This window comes from Aceticella sp. 75b-Ac, assembly GCF_056032965.2.
Map to the genome: position 1 here is coordinate 1531150 of NZ_CM190971.1, position 19023 is coordinate 1550172.

Annotated in this window: 17 protein-coding genes; 1 reads left to right on the plus strand and 16 read right to left on the minus strand. The window is 36.2% G+C overall.

The genetic code is table 11. The annotated features are described in order from the left end of the window. Positions 1-36: 36 nt before the first annotated feature. The 13 genes from argH to AC0LWJ_RS07965 all read right to left on the minus strand — a co-directional run bounded on the left by argH (position 37) and on the right by AC0LWJ_RS07965 (position 13614). Positions 37-1356, minus strand: a complete 1320-nt coding sequence (gene argH / locus AC0LWJ_RS07905; RefSeq protein WP_474237976.1) for an argininosuccinate lyase — start codon at positions 1354-1356, stop codon at positions 37-39. Continuing rightward, positions 1337-2572, minus strand: coding sequence for an argininosuccinate synthase (locus AC0LWJ_RS07910; protein WP_474237977.1), 1236 nt, complete (start codon positions 2570-2572; stop codon positions 1337-1339). Before AC0LWJ_RS07910 ends, argH begins: the two co-directional genes overlap by 20 nt. A 41-nt stretch (positions 2573-2613) precedes the next feature. Further along, entirely contained in the window at positions 2614-3798 is a 1185-nt protein-coding gene (locus AC0LWJ_RS07915; RefSeq protein ID WP_474237999.1) for an acetylornithine transaminase, read from the minus strand. Continuing rightward, entirely contained in the window at positions 3785-4684 is a 900-nt protein-coding gene (gene argB, locus AC0LWJ_RS07920; RefSeq protein ID WP_474237979.1) for an acetylglutamate kinase, read from the minus strand. Before argB ends, AC0LWJ_RS07915 begins: the two co-directional genes overlap by 14 nt. Continuing rightward, a complete protein-coding gene (argJ, locus tag AC0LWJ_RS07925) occupies positions 4681-5901 on the minus strand; it encodes a bifunctional ornithine acetyltransferase/N-acetylglutamate synthase (RefSeq protein ID WP_474237980.1) in 1221 nt (406 codons plus the stop codon). Before argJ ends, argB begins: the two co-directional genes overlap by 4 nt. A 56-nt stretch (positions 5902-5957) precedes the next feature. Then, positions 5958-6989: an N-acetyl-gamma-glutamyl-phosphate reductase gene (argC, locus tag AC0LWJ_RS07930; protein ID WP_474237981.1), complete on the minus strand. Its 1032-nt coding sequence runs from the start codon at positions 6987-6989 to the stop codon at positions 5958-5960. A gap of 231 nt (positions 6990-7220) precedes the next feature. Next, a complete protein-coding gene (locus AC0LWJ_RS07935) occupies positions 7221-7571 on the minus strand; it encodes a C-GCAxxG-C-C family (seleno)protein (protein ID WP_284680218.1) in 351 nt (116 codons plus the stop codon). 24 nt (positions 7572-7595) lie between these two features. Next, positions 7596-8939, minus strand: coding sequence for an FAD-dependent oxidoreductase (locus tag AC0LWJ_RS07940; protein WP_474237983.1), 1344 nt, complete (start codon positions 8937-8939; stop codon positions 7596-7598). A gap of 174 nt (positions 8940-9113) precedes the next feature. After that, positions 9114-10817: a DNA polymerase/3'-5' exonuclease PolX gene (polX, locus tag AC0LWJ_RS07945; RefSeq protein WP_474238001.1), complete on the minus strand. Its 1704-nt coding sequence runs from the start codon at positions 10815-10817 to the stop codon at positions 9114-9116. Positions 10818-10908: 91 nt separating this feature from the next. Then, on the minus strand, positions 10909-11133 hold the full coding sequence (locus AC0LWJ_RS07950; protein ID WP_474237985.1) for a hypothetical protein: 225 nt from the start codon (positions 11131-11133) through the stop codon (positions 10909-10911). Positions 11134-11214: 81 nt separating this feature from the next. Further along, a complete protein-coding gene (locus AC0LWJ_RS07955) occupies positions 11215-12507 on the minus strand; it encodes a stalk domain-containing protein (RefSeq protein ID WP_474237986.1) in 1293 nt (430 codons plus the stop codon). A 260-nt stretch (positions 12508-12767) separates the two neighbouring features. Beyond that, entirely contained in the window at positions 12768-13085 is a 318-nt protein-coding gene (locus AC0LWJ_RS07960; protein WP_474237987.1) for a carboxymuconolactone decarboxylase family protein, read from the minus strand. Positions 13086-13152: 67 nt separating this feature from the next. Continuing rightward, positions 13153-13614, minus strand: a complete 462-nt coding sequence (locus tag AC0LWJ_RS07965) for a YhfC family glutamic-type intramembrane protease (RefSeq protein ID WP_474237988.1) — start codon at positions 13612-13614, stop codon at positions 13153-13155. A 232-nt stretch (positions 13615-13846) separates the two neighbouring features. Between AC0LWJ_RS07965 and AC0LWJ_RS07970 the strand changes: the two genes are divergently transcribed. Further along, entirely contained in the window at positions 13847-14752 is a 906-nt protein-coding gene (locus AC0LWJ_RS07970; protein ID WP_474237990.1) for a beta/alpha barrel domain-containing protein, read from the plus strand. A 17-nt stretch (positions 14753-14769) separates the two neighbouring features. Here the strand turns inward: AC0LWJ_RS07970 and AC0LWJ_RS07975 are convergent, their stop codons facing one another. The 3 genes from AC0LWJ_RS07975 to AC0LWJ_RS07985 all read right to left on the minus strand — a co-directional run bounded on the left by AC0LWJ_RS07975 (position 14770) and on the right by AC0LWJ_RS07985 (position 18960). Further along, the gene (locus AC0LWJ_RS07975; protein WP_474237992.1) at positions 14770-16317 is read right to left on the minus strand and encodes a DUF2201 family putative metallopeptidase; all 1548 of its coding nucleotides are present in this window, start codon (positions 16315-16317) and stop codon (positions 14770-14772) included. Between the two features lie 305 nt (positions 16318-16622). Continuing rightward, complete coding sequence (locus AC0LWJ_RS07980; protein WP_503031423.1) at positions 16623-18332, minus strand: SSO2105 N-terminal domain-containing protein; 1710 nt, start codon at positions 18330-18332, stop codon at positions 16623-16625. Next, positions 18304-18960, minus strand: coding sequence for an IS607 family transposase (locus AC0LWJ_RS07985; protein ID WP_503031424.1), 657 nt, complete (start codon positions 18958-18960; stop codon positions 18304-18306). Before AC0LWJ_RS07985 ends, AC0LWJ_RS07980 begins: the two co-directional genes overlap by 29 nt. Positions 18961-19023 lie beyond the last annotated feature (63 nt).

Sequence of the window (19023 nt, forward strand, 5' to 3'; positions counted from 1 at the left end):
ATACAGTTTTTTTTGCTGGATTTCCATCAAAAACCTCTAAGAAACGCTTGGAGAACCTATTGTCTTTTTCTTTTTTAATGTGTTTTTTAAATCTATTGCATTATAAACATCAACATCTATAACATCACAGAACTTTTTAAGTTCCAAAAGCGGTAAATCCTCTATAGCACATTTTTTATCTATTGCATATAGTACCACCTTACCTGAAATTTCATGGGCTTCCCTAAAGGGTATTCCTTTTGATACAAGATAGTCTGCAAAATCTGTTGCATTCATGTATCCATGTTTTGCAGCTTTTCCTAAGTTGTCAATCTTTACACCTACTGTTTTTATCATGCCTGTAAATACCTTAAGGCATATTTCCAATGTATCTATTCCGTCAAACAATGCTTCCTTATCCTCCTGCATATCCTTATTGTATGCAAGAGGTAATCCCTTCATAACCGTCAATATCGTTATTAAATCACCATATACCCTTCCGGTTTTACCCCTTATTAATTCTGCCGCATCAGGGTTTTTCTTTTGTGGCATCATGCTGCTGCCTGTTGAATATCTGTCATCCAATTCAATAAAATCAAACTCTTTACTTGACCATAGTATAAGCTCTTCACAGAACCGGCTTAAATGCATCATAGTAATAGATGCAAAACTTAAAAATTCTATGATATAATCCCTGTCACTGACACCATCCATGCTGTTTAATGTTATATCATCAAATCCCAGAAGTGATCCAACATATTTTCTGTCAATTTCAAAAGTTGTTCCTGCAAGTGCGCCAGACCCCAGCGGCATCACATTTACCCTTTTATACATATCATCAAGCCTTGATAGGTCTCTCTTAAACATCTCAACATATGCATGAAAATGATGCCCTAAAGTAACAGGCTGTGCCCTTTGAAGATGTGTATATCCCGGCATTATTATATCTTTATACTTATCAGCCTGCTCATTTAATACATTGATAAGTTTATTCAAATCATTTTTTATTTCTTTTACAACATCTCTCAAATATAGCCTTTCATCTGTTGCTACCTGGTCATTGCGGCTTCTTCCTGTATGAAGCTTTCGACCCGCATCTCCAATCTTTTCCGTTAAAAGCCTTTCAACATATGTATGGACATCTTCGTCATCTGGTATTTTATTCATATCTGTTTCTTCAATTATGGCATTAAGTCCTTTTTCTATTAAGTCAAATTCGCTGTCTGTCAAAACCCCAGCTTTATTAAGTCCTTTTGCATGTGCAATTGAACCTTGTATATCATACTTTAACAATCTAATATCGTAAGAAATGGAGGAATTAAACTCCTCCATCAATTTATCCGTACTGCCCTTAAACCTACCTCCCCATAGTTTCATCGAAATCATCCTTTCTATTCATATCCATTAATGCCTTAATTTTAAGAGGAAGTCCAAAAAGATTAATAAATCCTTCTGCATCTTTTTGATTATAGACTTCATCTTCCCCAAATGTTACAAATTCCTCATTATAAAGTGAATATGGAGATTTTGAACCTGCATTTATCACATTGCCTTTATATAATTTAAGTTTTACTATACCTGTTACATTCTCCTGTGTCTTATCTACAAAAGCATCAAGGGCTTCTCTTAATGGTGAAAACCATAAGCCATTATAGACAAGGTCAGCATATTTTTGTGCAACAATGTCTTTAAACCTCATTGTTTCTTTGTCAAGTACAAGATATTCAAGTTCCTTATGTGCAGAATAAAGCACTGTTCCAGCCGGTGTCTCATAAACACCGCGTGATTTCATACCTACAAGTCTGTTTTCCACAATATCAATTATGCCTACTCCATTCCTACCCGCTATTTTATTTAATTCTTCGATTATTTCAACAGGCTTTAATTCTTTGTCATTTACTTTTACAGGAATACCCTTTTTGAATTCTATAAGGACATATTCCGGAACATCAGGGGCTTTTTCCGGAGGCACTATCATATCATAAAGGTCACTTTTCGGCTCATTCCATGGGTCTTCAAGGTCACCGCCTTCATGGCTTATATGCCACATATTGTTATCAACGCTGTATATCTTATCCTTAGTAACAGATACAGGAATCCCTTTTTCCTTAGCATATTCTATCTCATCTTCCCTTGATTTCAAATTCCAGATTCTCCATGGCGCTATTATTTTAAGTGATGGGTCAAGGGCATGTATAGATACCTCAAACCTTACCTGGTCATTTCCCTTTCCTGTGGCACCGTGTGCTATCGCCTTTGCACCTTCTTTGTGAGCAATCTCCACCAGCTTTTTAGCAATTAACGGTCTTGCAAAGGACGTACCAAGAAGATATTTACCTTCATATACCGCACCTGCTTTTAAAGTTGGAAATATATAATCTTTAACAAGTTCCTCTTTTACATCTTCTACATATACCTTAGCCGCACCACTTGCCAAAGCCTTTTCTCTTACGGTTTTTAATTCACTCCCTTGCCCAACATCAATACATGCCGCAATAATCTCACATCCATAGTTTTCTTTAAGCCATGGAATTATAACTGATGTGTCAAGCCCTCCGGAATATGCTAAAACCACTTTTTCACCATCTAACATTTTTCATCTCTCCTTACAACACAATAATTTTTATATTCATTTTATATCCCCATTTCACACAGTACATCATCAAGTATGTTTAATGCGGTATTTATTTCATCTTTTGTCACAATAAGGGGTGGTACAAACCTTAAAACATTATGACCGATACAATTTAACAGCAAACCCTTCTCCATTGCTTTTGAAACTATTCCACCGGCTTCCTCAAGATTTATCTGGCAACCTATCATCAATCCTTTGCCCCTCACCTCTTTTATAATACTGTGTTTGCTCTTTAAGGTTTCAAGCCCTTTCTTGAAATATTCACCCTTATTTTGAACGTCCTCAAGAAAACCCGGTTTAGTTATTTCTTCTATTACTGCAATGGCAGCAGCACATGCAAGAGGATTTCCGCCAAATGTAGAGGCATGATCGCCGGGTTTAAATACTGCAACCTCTTCTTTTGCTACAACAGCACTTATAGGTACACCCCCTCCTAAAGCCTTTGCAAGTGTCATAATATCTGGTGCTATTCCATAATTCTCATATGCAAATAATTTCCCTGTCCTGCCGATACCTGTCTGAACTTCATCAATTATTAAGAGGATATCATTTTTATCGCATATTTCCCTTGCGGTTTTTATATATTCATAGCTTCCTTCATTGATACCCCCTTCTCCCTGTATAACCTCAAGCATAACAGCACATGTTTCATCATCGACAGCATCTAATAATGCATTGGTTTCATTAAATGGAACATATTTGAATCCTTCCAGCAATGGTCCGAAGCCCTTATGGTATTTCTGCTGTCCTGTTGCTGTTAATGCACCAAACGTTCTTCCATGAAACGAGTTTTTTGCTGATATTATCTTAAACCTTTTTTCACCGTATTTAATCGACGCATATTTTCTTGCGAGCTTTATCGCACCCTCATTTGCCTCTGCACCGCTGTTTGCGAAAAATACCTGATCCCCGAAGGAATTTTCTGCAATCAGCTTTGCAAGTTTTATCTGTTTTTCATTCCAGTATAAATTTGAACAATGTATCAAGGTATCTGCCTGTTCCTTTATGGCATCTACAACAGCAGGATGACAATGTCCCAATGAATTTACCGCAATACCTGCGACAAAATCAAGGTAGACATTCCCATCATTATCCCAAACCTTCGAGCCATTCCCTTTTATTAAGGTAACCGGATACCTTCCATATGTGTTCATGACATATTTTTTATCATCAGAGATTGTCATCATCAAAGCACTCCTTTCCAATCATAGTTCCTATTCCTTCATCTGTAAATATCTCCAAAAGCAGTGAATGCGTCAGCCTTCCATCAATGATATGGGCTCTTTTAACACCATTTTCAATTGCATTTATACAGCATTTTAATTTTGGTATCATGCCACCTTTAATTATACCTGAATCAATTAATTTTTTTGCATTATCGAAATTAATTCTTGATATAACGCTGTTTTTATCATTAACATCTGTCAATATCCCTTCAACATCTGTAAGCAATATAAATTTTTCCGCCTTCAATGCCTCTGCAATCTTTCCTGCCGCCGTATCACCATTGACATTATATGTCTTTCCTTCAGGTCCTATGGCGCAGGGAGCTATAACAGGAATATATCCTTTATCAAGCATCATTGTTATTACATCAATATCTACATTGGCAATTTTTCCAACATATCCTATATCACCATTTGATATATCTTTTTCAGCTTTCAATAATCCGCCGTCTTTCCCGCTGATACCTATTGCCTTTCCTCCCAATTCATTTACAATTGATACTATCTCTTTATTTATCTTGCCTGTTAAAACCATTTCAACAATATTCATTGTAGCTTCATCTGTAACCCTGAGTCCATTAACAAAATTTGATTTAATATTTAGTTTTTCAAGCATCTTATTTATATCCGGACCGCCGCCATGTACTACAACCGGATTTAAACCTACATATTTCATCAGTACAATATCCTGCATGACCATTCGTTTTATTTTGCAGTCTATCATAGCATTACCGCCATACTTTATTACTACTGTTTTACCGGAGAATTTCCTGATATATGGAAGTGCCTCTATCAATATCTCAGCTTTTGCAATTTCATCACCATATTTCTGCCTTTTTATCATGTCCTATAACTCCCATTTATCTTTACATAGTCATAGCTTAAATCGCATCCCCATGCTGTACTGATGAATTCTCCGGATTTCAAGTCAAGCATTATATTTATTTCCTTCTCTTTAAGGATTTCCTTAGCTAAACCTTCATCAAAATTGACATATCCTCCATTTTCGCAAACCTTGATTTCGCCTTTTGAGCTTTTTATAAATATGCTGACATTTTGAGGGTCAAATTCAGCACCGGAATATCCTGCTGCTGTAATTATCCTTCCCCAGTTAGCATCTTCACCAAAAATCGCCGTTTTTACAAGACTTGAATTTATAATTGATTTTGCTGCAAGACGGGCATCATTTTCAGTTTTTGCATTTATAACCACAACCTCTATAAATTTTGTCGCCCCTTCGCCATCTTTTACAATCATCTTGGCAAGGTTTTTATTAACATATTCTATTGCTCTGTAAAATATCTCAAATTCTTTACTATCCACCTCAATAAGCTTGTTTTCAGCCATACCGTTGGCAAGAATAATATTCGTATCATTTGTACTCATATCACCATCAACAGATATCATATTATAGGAAACATCAACAGATTTTTTCAAAGCCTTGTTTAAGGCTTCCTTCGATATATTGGCATCTGTTGTTATAAACGAAAGCATTGTCGCCATATTTGGATGTATCATTCCTGAGCCTTTAGCCATACCGCCCATTTTTACGGTTTTGCCATCTATATTGAACTTAACTGCAATTACCTTTTTAAAGGTATCTGTCGTCATTATTGCCTCTGCTGCATCATCACCGCCTTTTTCCGACAAACTTTCTGCTGCCGATTCTATCCCTTTTAAACAAAAGTCTATAGGAAGCGGGACTCCTATAACACCGGTTGAACATACTAAAACATCATTTTTATCAATTTTAAGCATCTCTGCCGTCTTTTCAGCCATTTTCAAAGCATCTTCGTAGCCTTTTTCACCCGTACAAGCATTTGCATTGCCACTGTTTACAACAATTGCCTGTGCTTCACTCTTTTTAATATTTTCCATATCAAGAAGCACCGGGGCTGCTTTAACCTTATTTGTAGTAAATACCGCCGCTGCATTCGCTTTTTTTTCTGTGTATATAAGTGCAAGGTCTTTTTTACACTTCTTTATACCTGAATGTACTCCTGCCGCTTTAAACCCTTTTGGTGATGTAATACCACCTTCTATAACCTCAATTTCTTCCACTATCAAATCCTCCTATCTGTTCATTAACCCTAATTTCTTACAACCTTTTATTTTATCTACGGGATAGTTGGTACCATATCCAAGCCTGTATTTTCAGGAAACCCAAACATGATATTCATATTCTGTACAGCTTGCCCTGATGCACCTTTTATAAGATTGTCTATAACCGACATTATTATTAATGTATTTGCATGTTTATCAATCTCAAAGCCTATCTGGCAGAAATTTGAATCATAAACATTTTTAGTCGCCGGATAATTGCCGGGTTTTAATACTTTTACAAAATATTCGTCTTTATAAAAATCTTTGTATATATCATAAACATCCTCAATTCTTGTTTCCTTTTTCAGATTACAGTACATTGTACTTAATATACCCCTTGTCATAGGTGTAAGATGAGGTGTAAATATAACCCTTGTATTTTGACCTGCGATTTTTGTAAGTTCCTGCTCTATCTCAGGACGATGCCGGTGTTTTGCAACATTATATGCCCTTATATTGTTATTGCATTCCACATACATATTAATTTGATTTGGACTGTGACCTGCACCTGATACACCTGACTTTGAATCTATTATTACATTATGTTCCACAATACCGCTTTTCAATACCGGAGCAAGACCTAAAATAGCGCTTGTGGGATAACATCCGGGATTACCTATAATCGGTGCTTTTTTTATCGTCTCCCTATATATCTCGGGAAGTCCATATACCCTTTCAATCTTATCATATTCATCACAATTCCCCGTATACCATTCCTTATATGTTGAATAATCGTCAAATCTGAAATCTGCCCCCAAATCTATAACCTTGACTTTTCCTAATGTCTTACTTGCAATCTCATAAGCATATCCGGAAGGTAATGCTATAAATAATACATCACATACTGATGCGGCTTTTTCCAAATCCATATCCTCAAGCTTATTTTCACAAAAACCTTCAAGAGATGGATAAACATCTGAAATCGCTCTTGAGTTATAACGCTGTGAAGACAAATATACAATCTTTGCATCCTTATGTTTTGAAAGTATTCTTATAAGTTCAATACCTGTAAAGCCCGTTGCTCCAAATATTCCTACTCTAACCATTGAGACTACGCCTCCAATTCTTTGTTGATAAAATATTAATTAAAATTTATAATTATGCATTAAAATGTAAAAAAATACTTTTGAATATTTAACAACTATTATATCACCATAAAATAATTTTTCAAGAGGTTTTAAAAATTTATTTTGACTAAAAAAGAAAACATTAAGCAGACAAGAGGACCGTCCCCTTTGTCTGGTCCCCTTTGTCTGCTTTGTCTGATATTTTTAAGATTAAAGTATTGCCAGCAAGGTATTATAAGCTGTTTCTACCATCTCTTCACATGAGATTTTTTTTGCTTTTAACTCTCTGCATTCTAATGTTCCGAACTTATCCTTTATATTCTTAATAAATTCCTTTGTTTTCACTGTCACCATACGTGGATCATTCTCATAATATGAGCTTATTGCCATGATACCTCCGGTTATTGCACCGCAAACGCTTCCTACCTTCATTCCCGTTCCGAAACCCAGTGCTAAATTCATAGCTTTTTCATCTAAGCCAAGGTTAAGCTTTTCGTTTGCTGCTAATAATACCGACTTACAGCAATTATGGTTTGTAAAATATACTAATGGATTTGCCATTTTTTTCTCCTCTTTGTTATAAAATTAATATTTGCTTAATGCATCAAGTGCAGCCATTACTATCGGATAAGCTGTTGGAGCCGATGTTACAAGCGGATGTGTAGCAATTTGCAAGTGTACCATTTCACTTATAGTCATTCGTTGCTGAATTGCCAGCGCAATAATATTTATCATTTCTCCTACGGAAACTCCTCCGCTTATCTGTCCTCCAATAATGTAACCGCTTCTTCTTTCAAAAATCAACTTGACATCCTGCATTGACACATCATCAAATTTACCTGGATGCCTGTCCGTAGCCGAAGCTTCTCCTACTACTACATCATAACCTTCTTCAACAGAGTGCATCTCTGTAAGTCCTGCTGAAGCCACCACAAGATTTCCAACCTTTGTAGAAAAAGCACTTACCGTTCCGAGGGATTTTCTACTTGAAACAATACCATACATATTAAGAGATGCAATCCTTGCCTCAGCAGCAGCAATTGATGCCAACATGACACCTGATGTCTTTCCTGTAAAAAAGTCCGTCTTATGTGCACAATCTCCCACCGCATAAACATCCTTTACTGATGTTCTCATATATCCGTCAACCATTATGGCTCCTGTTTCATCAAGAGATAGACTGGCATCTTTCGCAAGTTCAGATTTGGCTCTTGTCCCCAATGATAATATAACCGCATCTGCTTCCATTTTATCTCCATCATTGAAAACTACATGTGATACCTTCCCATCACCTGCTATTTCTGTAACCCTTTTGCCTTTTATTAGATTTATTCCTCTTTTTATGAGGATTTCCTCTACTTTTGAAGAGAATTTTTCATCAAAGGATTTCCATAAAATATTTTTGCTTGAGCTTATCAGGGTTACATTCTTTTTTAATTTGTTTATCTCATCCGAAACCTCTATCCCAATGAATCCTCCTCCAATGACAACAACCTTATTTAATCCCTTCAAGGCATCTTTTAATGCATCTATTTCATAAATATATTTAGTTATGGTGTAAACATTTTTCAGTTCAGTGCCTTTTATAAATGATGGTATTGTTGGATTAGACCCTGTTGCAAAAACCAGCTTTTCATATCCGAACTTTTCACCTGTTTTTGTTTCGACAATTTTTTCTTTTAAATCCACCTTTATAACCCTGTCAATAAGTATATCAATGTTTTTGTCTGTCATATTTTTGTCAGGAACAATATCTTCTGATGAACTCTTCAAAGTTCCAAAAATATAAGGTATACCGCATGGAACAGGAACCTCCGGCTGATCCCTTATAATCAAGATTGTCTTATCCTTATGAAATTTTCTCACTGTTGAAGCTGTTACCATACCCGCTGCACTCCCACCTATTATTATAAGGTCTATTTTCTTCATTATTATTTCTCCTTTCACATTTTTTGTATTTTTTACATTCCCACTATACCCGGGATATGTATATATAATATCACATAAATAAATTTTAGTCATTATATTTTTTGCTTTTTTATGTTACATAATTCAATAATAAAAAATGACAAAAGGGGACGTACCCGAATTGTCACATTTTGTCTAAAAAAACTTTATTACATCCATCACATTATATGTATTAATAACATCCTTTGCTTCAAGCCAGCCTTTTCTTGCTATGCCAATCCCATACTTAACATCCTTAAGCCCTTCTATGTTATGCGCATCAGGACATATGGCAAGTTTAATCCCTTTTTCTTTTGCATATTTTATATACCTCCAATCAAGGTCAAGCCTGTAGGGACTTGAATTTATCTCGATTATTTTGTTGTAGTAAGCTGCCGCATTGATGACTTCGTAAATATCAAAATCATAGCTGTCTCTTGATAGAAGAAGCCTTCCGCTAATATGCCCCATTATTTTTGTGTATTTATTTTTAAGCGCATTTATTAATCTGTTAGTCATATCTTTTTTATTCATCCTGAAATTAGAATGAACAGATGCTATTACAAAATCAAATTTTTTTATAATATCCTCTTCATAATCAAGTGAACCATCTGGAAGTATATCTGATTCTATTCCCTTTAATATAACTATATCCCTGTATTTATTGTTTAATGCGTCAATTTCTTCAAACTGCCTCAATATATCCTCTTCTTTAAGACCTCCAGCATAAAAAGCAGATTTACTGTGATCTGTTATGCCAATATATTCATATCCAAGCTTTCTTGCCGCTTCTACCATTTCCTCAAGGGTATTTGAACCATCACTGTATGTTGTATGCACGTGAAACAATCCTTTAATATCTTTTTCCTCTATTAATACAGGCAGTTTGCCTTTTTCCGCAGCTTCTATTTCTCCCATATTTTCTCTTAATTCGGGAGGAATATAAGACAAACCAAGTTTATTAAATATTTCTTCTTCACTTTTGCATTTTATTTTTTTCTCTCCATAAAAAAGTCCGTATTCATTCATCTTTATGCCCATCTGTTTTGCCCTGTGCCTCATTGCAGTGTTATGTTCCTTGCTGCCTGTAAAGTGATGCAGCGCATATGGAAATTCCTCATCTTCCACTACCCTTAAATCCGTATTTATTCCCGATTTTAATGTAATGCTTGCCTTTGTATCGCCTTTCGCAATTATATCCCTTACACCTTCATATGATACAAACAAATCCATCAGTTTTTGAGAATTATTAGATGATGCAAGTATATCAATATCCTTGACAATTTCTTTTTTACGCCTTAAACTTCCTGCAATCTCCGACCTTATTGCAAAATTTGTATTGTCAAGATATGCTTTTAATTTTACCGCTTCATTATATGCTTCAACAAAGAGATGCTGACCTCTGAACTGCTTGACAAACCGTATACCTTCAAGGATTTTTTTCTGGGTTTTTTCGCCAAAACCCGGAAGCTCAACAAGCCTGTTTTCTATACATGCATATTCAAGTTCTCCAATTGTACTTATGTTCAACTTATCGTATATGATTTTTATTTTTTTAGGTCCAAGCCCCGGCACTTTAAGCATTTCTATAAGCCCTTCCGGTATTGATGCTTTTAAATCCTCATAATATCCAAGCTTTCCTGTTAAAATAAGCTCACTAATCTTTTTATTAATAGCCTCTCCTATACCCTTTACATATTTTAATCTGTCTTCTTTTACAAGTGCCTCTATATCTTCATCAATCACCTCAATTGTACGGGCAGCATTATAATATGCTCTTGATTTAAAAGGATTCTCCCCTTTAAGCTCTAACAAAAGTCCTATTTCGTTCAGTATATCAACAATCACCTTTTTATCCATCTTTATAATCATTCCTTTCGCTCCGCTCAAGCTTGAAATAGCAAGTAGTGGGCTACTCTATTATTTTCTTTTCATTACTCATAATCCATCCTTATTCATTGCTTAACCTCGTGAATTTTTTATAAAGTTTTCTTTTCCAATTTGGCATGACTGGATTATTATGTTTAATAAAATAAAGCCCGACTAATTCAAGACCAGTGCCAATTCCATAACCTAATCCTACTACAAAATCCGGTAAATTTATAAAATGGTTTAATAAAAGTATTACAGCATTTTCAAATAAACCAATCGCAATTAACATCTTTGATTTTTTCATAAAGTCACATCCTTTTAAAATTTTATTTTTTATCCTGATTTATCCATATTTTAAGCCTTTTTATAAGTATATCATAAAAAATTATTTAATTTCTTTTGGTCTGCCTGCTGCAACAAAATCATAATTCGTTTTTGTATATATTGCCGGCAAACCGGCTTCATACTCTTGAACCATATATCCATTTCCAACATACATAGTTACATGCGTAATATTGTTTCCTGAACCATAGAACAATAAATCTCCGGGTTGCAAATCTTGTTGCTTTACCGGAATACATAAATTACATTGTAAATCAGCTGTTGTATCCCAATTTGAATTTCCTGTGGCATGATAAAGGATATATCCTACGAAACTTGAACAATCAAGTCCGTGTGATGCGTCCGGCGCATATCCCGATACAATTTCACCATGTCCTCCAGCCCACACATAAGGAACTTTTTTGTTTACAATATCATTTGCTATTAACATTTCTTTTTGAATAATTATGGGATATTTGCTATAATCAACATTTTTAAGATCGGCTTGTATTGTATTAGAATTATTTAATATCATATCTTTTGAATTTTTAATTTCTTGCAAATTATTTGCTATAATAGTCTGTATATTATCTGTTTTTGAAATAGCTTCTTGTGTAGCAGGTCCAACAATTCCATCTGCATCTAATCCGTTCGCTTTTTGAAAATTAATTACCGCATCTTGTGTGCATGGTCCAAAAACTCCATCAATACTGGAATTATAATATCCCAAAGTTTTAAGTGCGATTTGAAGTTTTTCGACATCTTCTCCCTGTGAACCGCAACTTATAGTTTTGCTAAATATATTTTGAGGTATATTCCTTGAAATTCCGCTTCTTGAAGTTTGAAAATTTTTAGCATCTTCTCTTTGTGAATCATAACTTATCATAACCGCATTTCTGTTATTATCCCAGTCTGCCTTGTATCCAAATGCCTCTGCCACAAATCTTGCAGGCAGATAAGTACGATTATTTCTTAAAACCGGTACAACATCCATCTGTTTAGGCTGATTATTAATATAATATGTTGTACTGCCTATTATAAATTTTAATGTTATTGTAGTATCGTCCTTTAACGTCAAAGTAGCAGTTTGTATAGCATCATTCCAAGTTATATTGTCTGGCGTAACACCTAAAGCATATGCAAGATAACGCATTGGCACATACGTACGATCATTCATTATCAAAGTTTTTGCATCCATTGTTTCTGTATTATTATCTGCTACAAATGTGGATTGATTGACTGTAAATACTGCTTTGTGAGTAGGTTTTGCCAAACCTGATACCGGCATTGAAAGGGCAGCAGAACAGAGCATAGCTCCTATCAATGCCTTTGCTGTTTTCTGTTTTGGTATTAGCATAAAAAACTACCTCCATCTTTTTGATATTAAATTTACATAAATTATTTCGACATAAATTTGAAAAATCCTTTATTTTTAAAGATTTTATAAATGATGTAGTATATTTTCACAATACCTTTATAACGTCCTTATTCTTATTTGACACTGCTTTATTATGACTATTACAATCGTATATTTTATAATGATGTTTTTGAAGATATTAAAAAAAGAGTAAGACAAAGTAGTAGTAGCCCAGATATATATTTTGGGAATAAACTTGATTAATCTTCGTCAAATGCTTTAATTGCTGTTGGTAATGACGCTGTCACCACATTCCCCACAGCTGGCAACCCGACAAGCACAGCACTGATGATTTCCTCCCTGGTCGCTCCATGGGCTTTTGCCTGTTTTACATGGAACGGGATTCCACTTTCCAGCCTGGCAGTAGCAAGAACTGCAATATAAGCAATTTCCTCTGTCTTTTTATCAAGCTTGCTTGCTTTGTCTAATTTTTGCGCTGCTTCCATCCATGCTTGTGCAGCTTCTGGCGCTTCCGTCATAAACATTTGGAACGCATTGCTTACTATCGGTTTATTCATATTGAGCATCCTCCTTCAGTATATTGAATATTTTCGGCAACTTCTGTTGCCTGATATATCTGAATTTTCAGATTATCTGCGCAGTCCTTTCAAACATCTTTTTAGATTTTATTATTAATAGAAAAGAAAATACAGCTATTGCAAAAAGAATTGTTTCTACAGCAAAAAGATTTTTAATTACTTTAACCTGATATAATGCAGCGAATATATCTGTACTAAAGTGTAGCAGCAATGCATATAAGAAGAACTTGTACCTTCCACTTTTTATACTGTAAAAAACTAAAATCGAGAGCGCTATCTGTAACGTAAAAGCAAACAATCGTTCAAAACCGCTTAACAAAAACAAATATGCAGGTGTATTAAGTATTGTTTTGAAACCTATCAATCGTCCAAATTCCTCAAATATTGCAGCGGCACCTGCCCCGTAAAATATATACGCATAAGGATGATGCATTATAGAGGTATATTTAAATACAATTGAAATAATTAGAGAGATAATAATAAATGCTATTTTTAAATTATCCACCATAATAAATTTCTCCTTCCAAAATTTATTTTATTGCATCCCCAATTATTATAAACCAATATGTTGATTTAATAAACAGGCTCTTTCATAGAGGGTGAATAACTATTTAGTAGACATCTTTTTTTAATTACCAACACTAAGGATGGGCTACTTATATTTTAGACTATCGTTTTTAAAACTTTAATGATAAAATTAGTTTAGGATTCTAAATAAAATTATACGAGGAGGAATAAAAATGGATATTAAAGTACCTCTCGATGTACCCTATGAAAAAAGAACCTCATACATTAGTAATCTCAAGCTTGCAACACAGGAAAGCGGAAGACTTATGCTTATGGCTGCAGATCAAAAAGCGGAACACCTAAATGATGATTTTTTCGGTGAAGGTATTGCCAAAGATGACGCCAATCCGGAACATTTATTCAAGATTGCATCAAATGCAAAAATTGGCGCTTTTGCAGCACAACTCGGTCTTATTGCTCGTTATGCTATGGATTATCCAAAGATTCCTTATGTAATTAAACTTAATTCCAAAACCCATCTCGTGAAAACTTCTCAGAGAGACCCTATCAGCACCGCTTGGTTGGATATTAAACAAATCGACCGTTTTAGAAAACAGACAGGGCTTAATATCGTCGGTGTAGGTTATACCATCTATCCCGGCAGTGAATATGAACATATAATGCTGAATGAAGCTGCCAAAATCATATTTGAAGCACATCAGTCAGGTCTTTTCAGTATAATTTGGGCATACCCGAGGGGCAAAGCCGTCAAAGATGAATTTGACCCTCATATGATAGCCGGTGCTTGTGGTTTAGCTGCATGTCTGGGCAGTGATTTTGTTAAAGTAAATTATCCTAAAAAAGAAAATGAAAATGTAAATGAACTTTTTAAGGAAGCCATTCAAGCAGCAGGCAGAACCAAAGTAATTTGCGCAGGCGGGTCATCAAAAGATCCAAAAGAATTTTTAAATGAACTCTACGAGCAAATACATGTGAGCGGTGTGTCAGGCAGTGCAACAGGCAGAAATATTCATCAAAAACCTTATGATGAAGCTGTGAGATTTTGTAATGCAATTTTCAGCATCGTTGTGGAAAACAAAACTTCAGAAGAAGCCTTCAGTATTTATCAAAATAAATAAAGGTTAATTATAAAGATTCAATTCAAGAATCGTCTTTGAATTGAATCTTTATTTATTGCTTTTATAAATTTGTTGCTTTTTATAGTATAGTTTATTTCCGGTGATGTGTTAAACCATATTATCATATTTCGTGTTTTTTTATATATTTTTTTTATTTTCTCTGAAAACTCTTCATCAAGGTCATCTATATAAGAATCTGTGTGAACAATAACTATATCTCCTTTAAGAATTTTGCTTATTATATTATCAAGTACCGGTTTTATTTTTGTACCTCCTCCACCGTAAAATTCATTAATTTTTTTTATAGCAGAAAGAGAGTTAATATATATATATTTATATGTTCCTACATCCCATGGAATAAGCACTACCTTTCCCCCTATATTTTTTATATATGAAAGTGCCAATCCTGTTATTGTCATTAAATCTTCCTTTGAAACAGAACCTGACGTATCCCCCAATACCCAAAGGGTATTAGGTTCAAAATACCTATGCCCGGGAAAACATGCCATTTTGCGATTAGGTTTTGTCCATGTCAAATATTTGTTTTTACCTCCCAATTCACGGGCAATAACGGTTTTAATGTAGGTTTTCCACTTTATACCCGGTTCTATGGTATCCTCGAGAATCCTTAAAAGATTGCCTTTTTTCTTTCCAGCCCCTCTTAGTCTGTTTATGATTTCTTTTTTGCCCTCTTTCCAGGCTTCACGAGCCTTTTGTATTTTATCATCCTCTTCATCATATTCGGCTTTTTTAATTATTTCAACATCTTTATCCTGTGGTAAAGTTTCTCCATGTACACCTTTAACCTCGGAATTATTATTGCTCTGATTTTTACTATACTGGTTATAATTTGACTCAATACTGTCATTTTCTATTTTTTGTTTTATTTCTTCCGGCAATTTATTAATTACCTTAGCTATTTCCATATAATACTCAATCCACAAGGCCTTTTCCGGATTTTTAAGGTCTATTTTATTGCTGATTTTTCTAAGGAGGTCAGGTGTAAGAAAATTTGACAATGCTTGTATAAGTTTTTTTTCTGAAGATATATTTAATTCTTTGACAATATCCGCTTCAGGAAATAATATATTGCATTGGGCATTAACGGTATAATCCATACATATATTGCTTAATAAACGATAGAATGTTTTTAAATTCTTATTATATTCTATACCGGCATTTTGATGTACCATTTTTATGTCCTGATTGGTATGTTCAAAAAGTTGATGTAAAACTTGGTGCATAAAGGCATATTGAACCTCTTCAATTGGATTGCCGCCTTTTTCCTTGGAAACCTTATAAAGGGTATTCCAAAAGACCGGATTGATATAAATATATCCATCATTTGCCGCAGACATGGTTTTTACATCCGCGTTATCAGGGCAAACAAGTTTAACAGGGGACATTCCTATGCCCCACGAAACAAATTCGTTATCTGGTGCTACGGATGTTGCAATAATGATTAACGCTTCCCGAAGTTTTTCTTTTATATTATTCATATCACATCTATGAAGATTTTCTCTTTCTTTATTATATAATTCTTCGAAGGTTTTTTCAGATATCAAAATATCACATCCTGGTTCAAAAAAGTTTACAATACATAACAATAATTAATTTTTGCAAACCCGGCCTCCCCATGACCAGGCTTTACACCTCCTTGAAAAAATTTTTACTGGGGCGACAGGGAGACCTTAGTCCCGGGAGTCCCACCCGGACGGGAGAACGGCACTTTACGGGCGCAAAACACGGGCATATGGAAAACTATAAGGGTTTCCGTCTTGCGTTGACCGTTAAGCGAGGCTGCTGCTCTGCCTCCCGCGATCTGTTAAATGCGACCTGCCGGTTGTTTCCGTACTCCGACTAAACGGGGTCACCTACTTGATAAAGCAAGATGCTTCAAGTCACGCCAGACGGAATAGAATGATTCCTGTTTAAAACGAGTCAGACCGTTGTAAGTAAGAATCTTTCCGTCCAGTTTCTTGAAGAGCTGTTTCACCTTTCGGGTCATCCCTCTTCCTTCCCCAGGCAAGGAATTTGCCTTTTGATTCAGCTTCTCTTTAAGGACTTGGACTTTCTGTTTTAATTCATTGGTAATACGCTCTTTGAAACCTAGTGCACGACGGGCTATGACCAATGCTGCGGCATGGTGTATTATTATGCCATACTTCTGCATGTACTTCCAGTAACCTATGGTTGACGTGTGTGCTGACCAGACCTGCTTTACACCTACGCCTTCCTTGAAAGCCCTGCGTATGACAGCTTCAACCATCTTTCTAAAAGGGAAATTGGCTGCCATGCGGTTGAATTTTTTGTTGGTATCCAGATGGTCTTTCCCGAATTCCAGATTTTCTAAGGCTATGGGTTTTCCCAAGGCTTTAGCGATGTCTACTATTACTTTAGCCAGTACACCGACTAAGTAAGTACGCCGGAAACCACGGCTTTCTGCCAGTTCGGGTATCTTGATGTAAAGAAAACCGTTTGGATGTACCGTTAAGAGAAATTCTCCGTCAAATTTGTGTAAGGCTTTTGGGTATGGTACGTTAAAATTCTCTGTCCATGATTCTGGTTGACCGGTGTAACCGACATTAGCAAGTGCTATTCCGTCAGGGTTGGTGTCCATACCTAAATAACCATAGTCGGGATTAGTTAGCAAATTGGGTGGTGTTAAGACGAAACTGATATGTACCCTGTACCTATCATCCTTGCCTTTGATCAGTTCCACTGTATAAGGTGTGCCGGATAAAAGCAGTTCATACACCTTTGAACGGTATTTATCCGGCAGCCAGAGCCTGCCTTCTACACGGGGTGCCCTGGTCATTATTGGTCTGCCTTTGATGTCTGTACCTTTTTGCTCGGACAGGTGAGAAATGGTTACTGATAAAAAGAATTCTCCATCATGCTCGCTTATCTTGATGTTCGGGTTACCGCCTTTAGTCTTATCACCACGGGCATATAACCTATCTTGACGTGCTTGCCTCCATTCTTCTATCGAAACGCTGCCTTTGCAAACTTTCTTCCACAAGGAACGACCGCCAAAGACTACTGCCGGTATGGTGCTGTTGTCCTGATGAACCTTTAGCTCATCCAGCTTGTCAGATAATTTTTTCACTCTGGCTTTGCGACCGTGTACGGTATGCTTGAATTTCCCGATTTTTACCGGATCGTTTTTCTTAATGGCTTCGTCTAAGGTTTTTTCTGCCTGTCTGAGTTTTTTCTTTGCACGGGCTAATTTTGTTTTTGTTTCTTCTATTTCCAGCTTTAAAAGTTCTTTTTGTGATTCGATTATGGCTTTAGCTTTCATTATGGCGTCATCACAGCATCGTGAATTTAAACCAAATACCTGCTGACCTTCTTTTTTTAGTTCTTCACGTGATTTATCTTCCTGCAGCCGGTTGAATGCCCAGCGCATGCAGGAGCAGAACAATCTCATCTCGGTGTTCAGCGGGTCTTCCATCCCACGGCTCCACTTTTTTAAGCGGAAGACAGGGTAGACCTCCGGGAAAAATTCGCCGCAGACGGTGCAGCTTATTTCACCGTCAGGGCTGTACGATTTATTTTTGTTCTTTTTCCTTTTCTTCATCTGACTTCACCTCCATTATCAGTTCCCGGAAACCCTGCCTTATCTTCTTACCGCCTCTGGCACCATACAGCTTAGCTGAAAAAGAAGTAACTATCGCCAATAAGTCCCTGACCAACTCGGATTGTGCGTCTTCCGGCTCTTTCTCGGCCGTGGCGATTACCTCCACACCACAGCAGTGTAAGTGCCGTTCAATGTACGAATACCCAAATCTGGCCAGACGGTCGGGATATTCGATGATAAGCTTCTTGTATTCACCACGCTCAGCCAGTTTGAGCACGTTCGTCAATCCGCGGCGCTTCTGATTTAAGCCGCTGGCTGCGTCGGTGAACTCGGCAACGACACGGTAATTTAATTCCATCGCATATTGCCTCAGCCTTTCCAGCTGCCTGTTTAAATTGCCGGCATCCGCCTGCTTTTTAGTGGACACCCGAGCATATAGAACGACGTCTTCCTGCCCGGTGTTTAGCTGTCCGGACTGCAAGAGCCTGTTGAGTTCGTCTATGGAGTACCGGCGCTGACCACTAGGCAAACGGATGGGCTTGATTAAACCCTGCTTTTCCCAGTTGCGCAAGCTGTTAGGATGGACGCTTAGTTTCTTTGCTGCTTTGCTTATAGTTAATAATTCCATATATTTATTGTATTATATTTATTATATTTTATCAAGGTTTGTCGAAAATAAGGTAGCTGTTAC

Coding starts and splice junctions, on each gene's coding strand:
- AC0LWJ_RS07910 (WP_474237977.1), bottom strand. CDS start 2,572: ATGTTAGATGGTGAAAAAGTGGTTTTAGCATATTCCGGAGGGCTTGAC.
- AC0LWJ_RS07935 (WP_284680218.1), bottom strand. CDS start 7,571: ATGGCAAATCCATTAGTATATTTTACAAACCATAATTGCTGTAAGTCG.
- AC0LWJ_RS07915 (WP_474237999.1), bottom strand. CDS start 3,798: ATGACAATCTCTGATGATAAAAAATATGTCATGAACACATATGGAAGG.
- AC0LWJ_RS07985 (WP_503031424.1), bottom strand. CDS start 18,960: ATGGAATTATTAACTATAAGCAAAGCAGCAAAGAAACTAAGCGTCCAT.
- AC0LWJ_RS07955 (WP_474237986.1), bottom strand. CDS start 12,507: ATGCTAATACCAAAACAGAAAACAGCAAAGGCATTGATAGGAGCTATG.
- AC0LWJ_RS07965 (WP_474237988.1), bottom strand. CDS start 13,614: ATGGTGGATAATTTAAAAATAGCATTTATTATTATCTCTCTAATTATT.
- argH (WP_474237976.1), bottom strand. CDS start 1,356: ATGAAACTATGGGGAGGTAGGTTTAAGGGCAGTACGGATAAATTGATG.
- argB (WP_474237979.1), bottom strand. CDS start 4,684: ATGATAAAAAGGCAGAAATATGGTGATGAAATTGCAAAAGCTGAGATA.
- polX (WP_474238001.1), bottom strand. CDS start 10,817: ATGGATAAAAAGGTGATTGTTGATATACTGAACGAAATAGGACTTTTG.
- AC0LWJ_RS07950 (WP_474237985.1), bottom strand. CDS start 11,133: ATGAAAAAATCAAAGATGTTAATTGCGATTGGTTTATTTGAAAATGCT.
- AC0LWJ_RS07980 (WP_503031423.1), bottom strand. CDS start 18,332: ATGAAGAAAAGGAAAAAGAACAAAAATAAATCGTACAGCCCTGACGGT.
- AC0LWJ_RS07960 (WP_474237987.1), bottom strand. CDS start 13,085: ATGAATAAACCGATAGTAAGCAATGCGTTCCAAATGTTTATGACGGAA.
- AC0LWJ_RS07970 (WP_474237990.1), top strand. CDS start 13,847: ATGGATATTAAAGTACCTCTCGATGTACCCTATGAAAAAAGAACCTCA.
- argC (WP_474237981.1), bottom strand. CDS start 6,989: ATGGTTAGAGTAGGAATATTTGGAGCAACGGGCTTTACAGGTATTGAA.
- AC0LWJ_RS07940 (WP_474237983.1), bottom strand. CDS start 8,939: ATGAAGAAAATAGACCTTATAATAATAGGTGGGAGTGCAGCGGGTATG.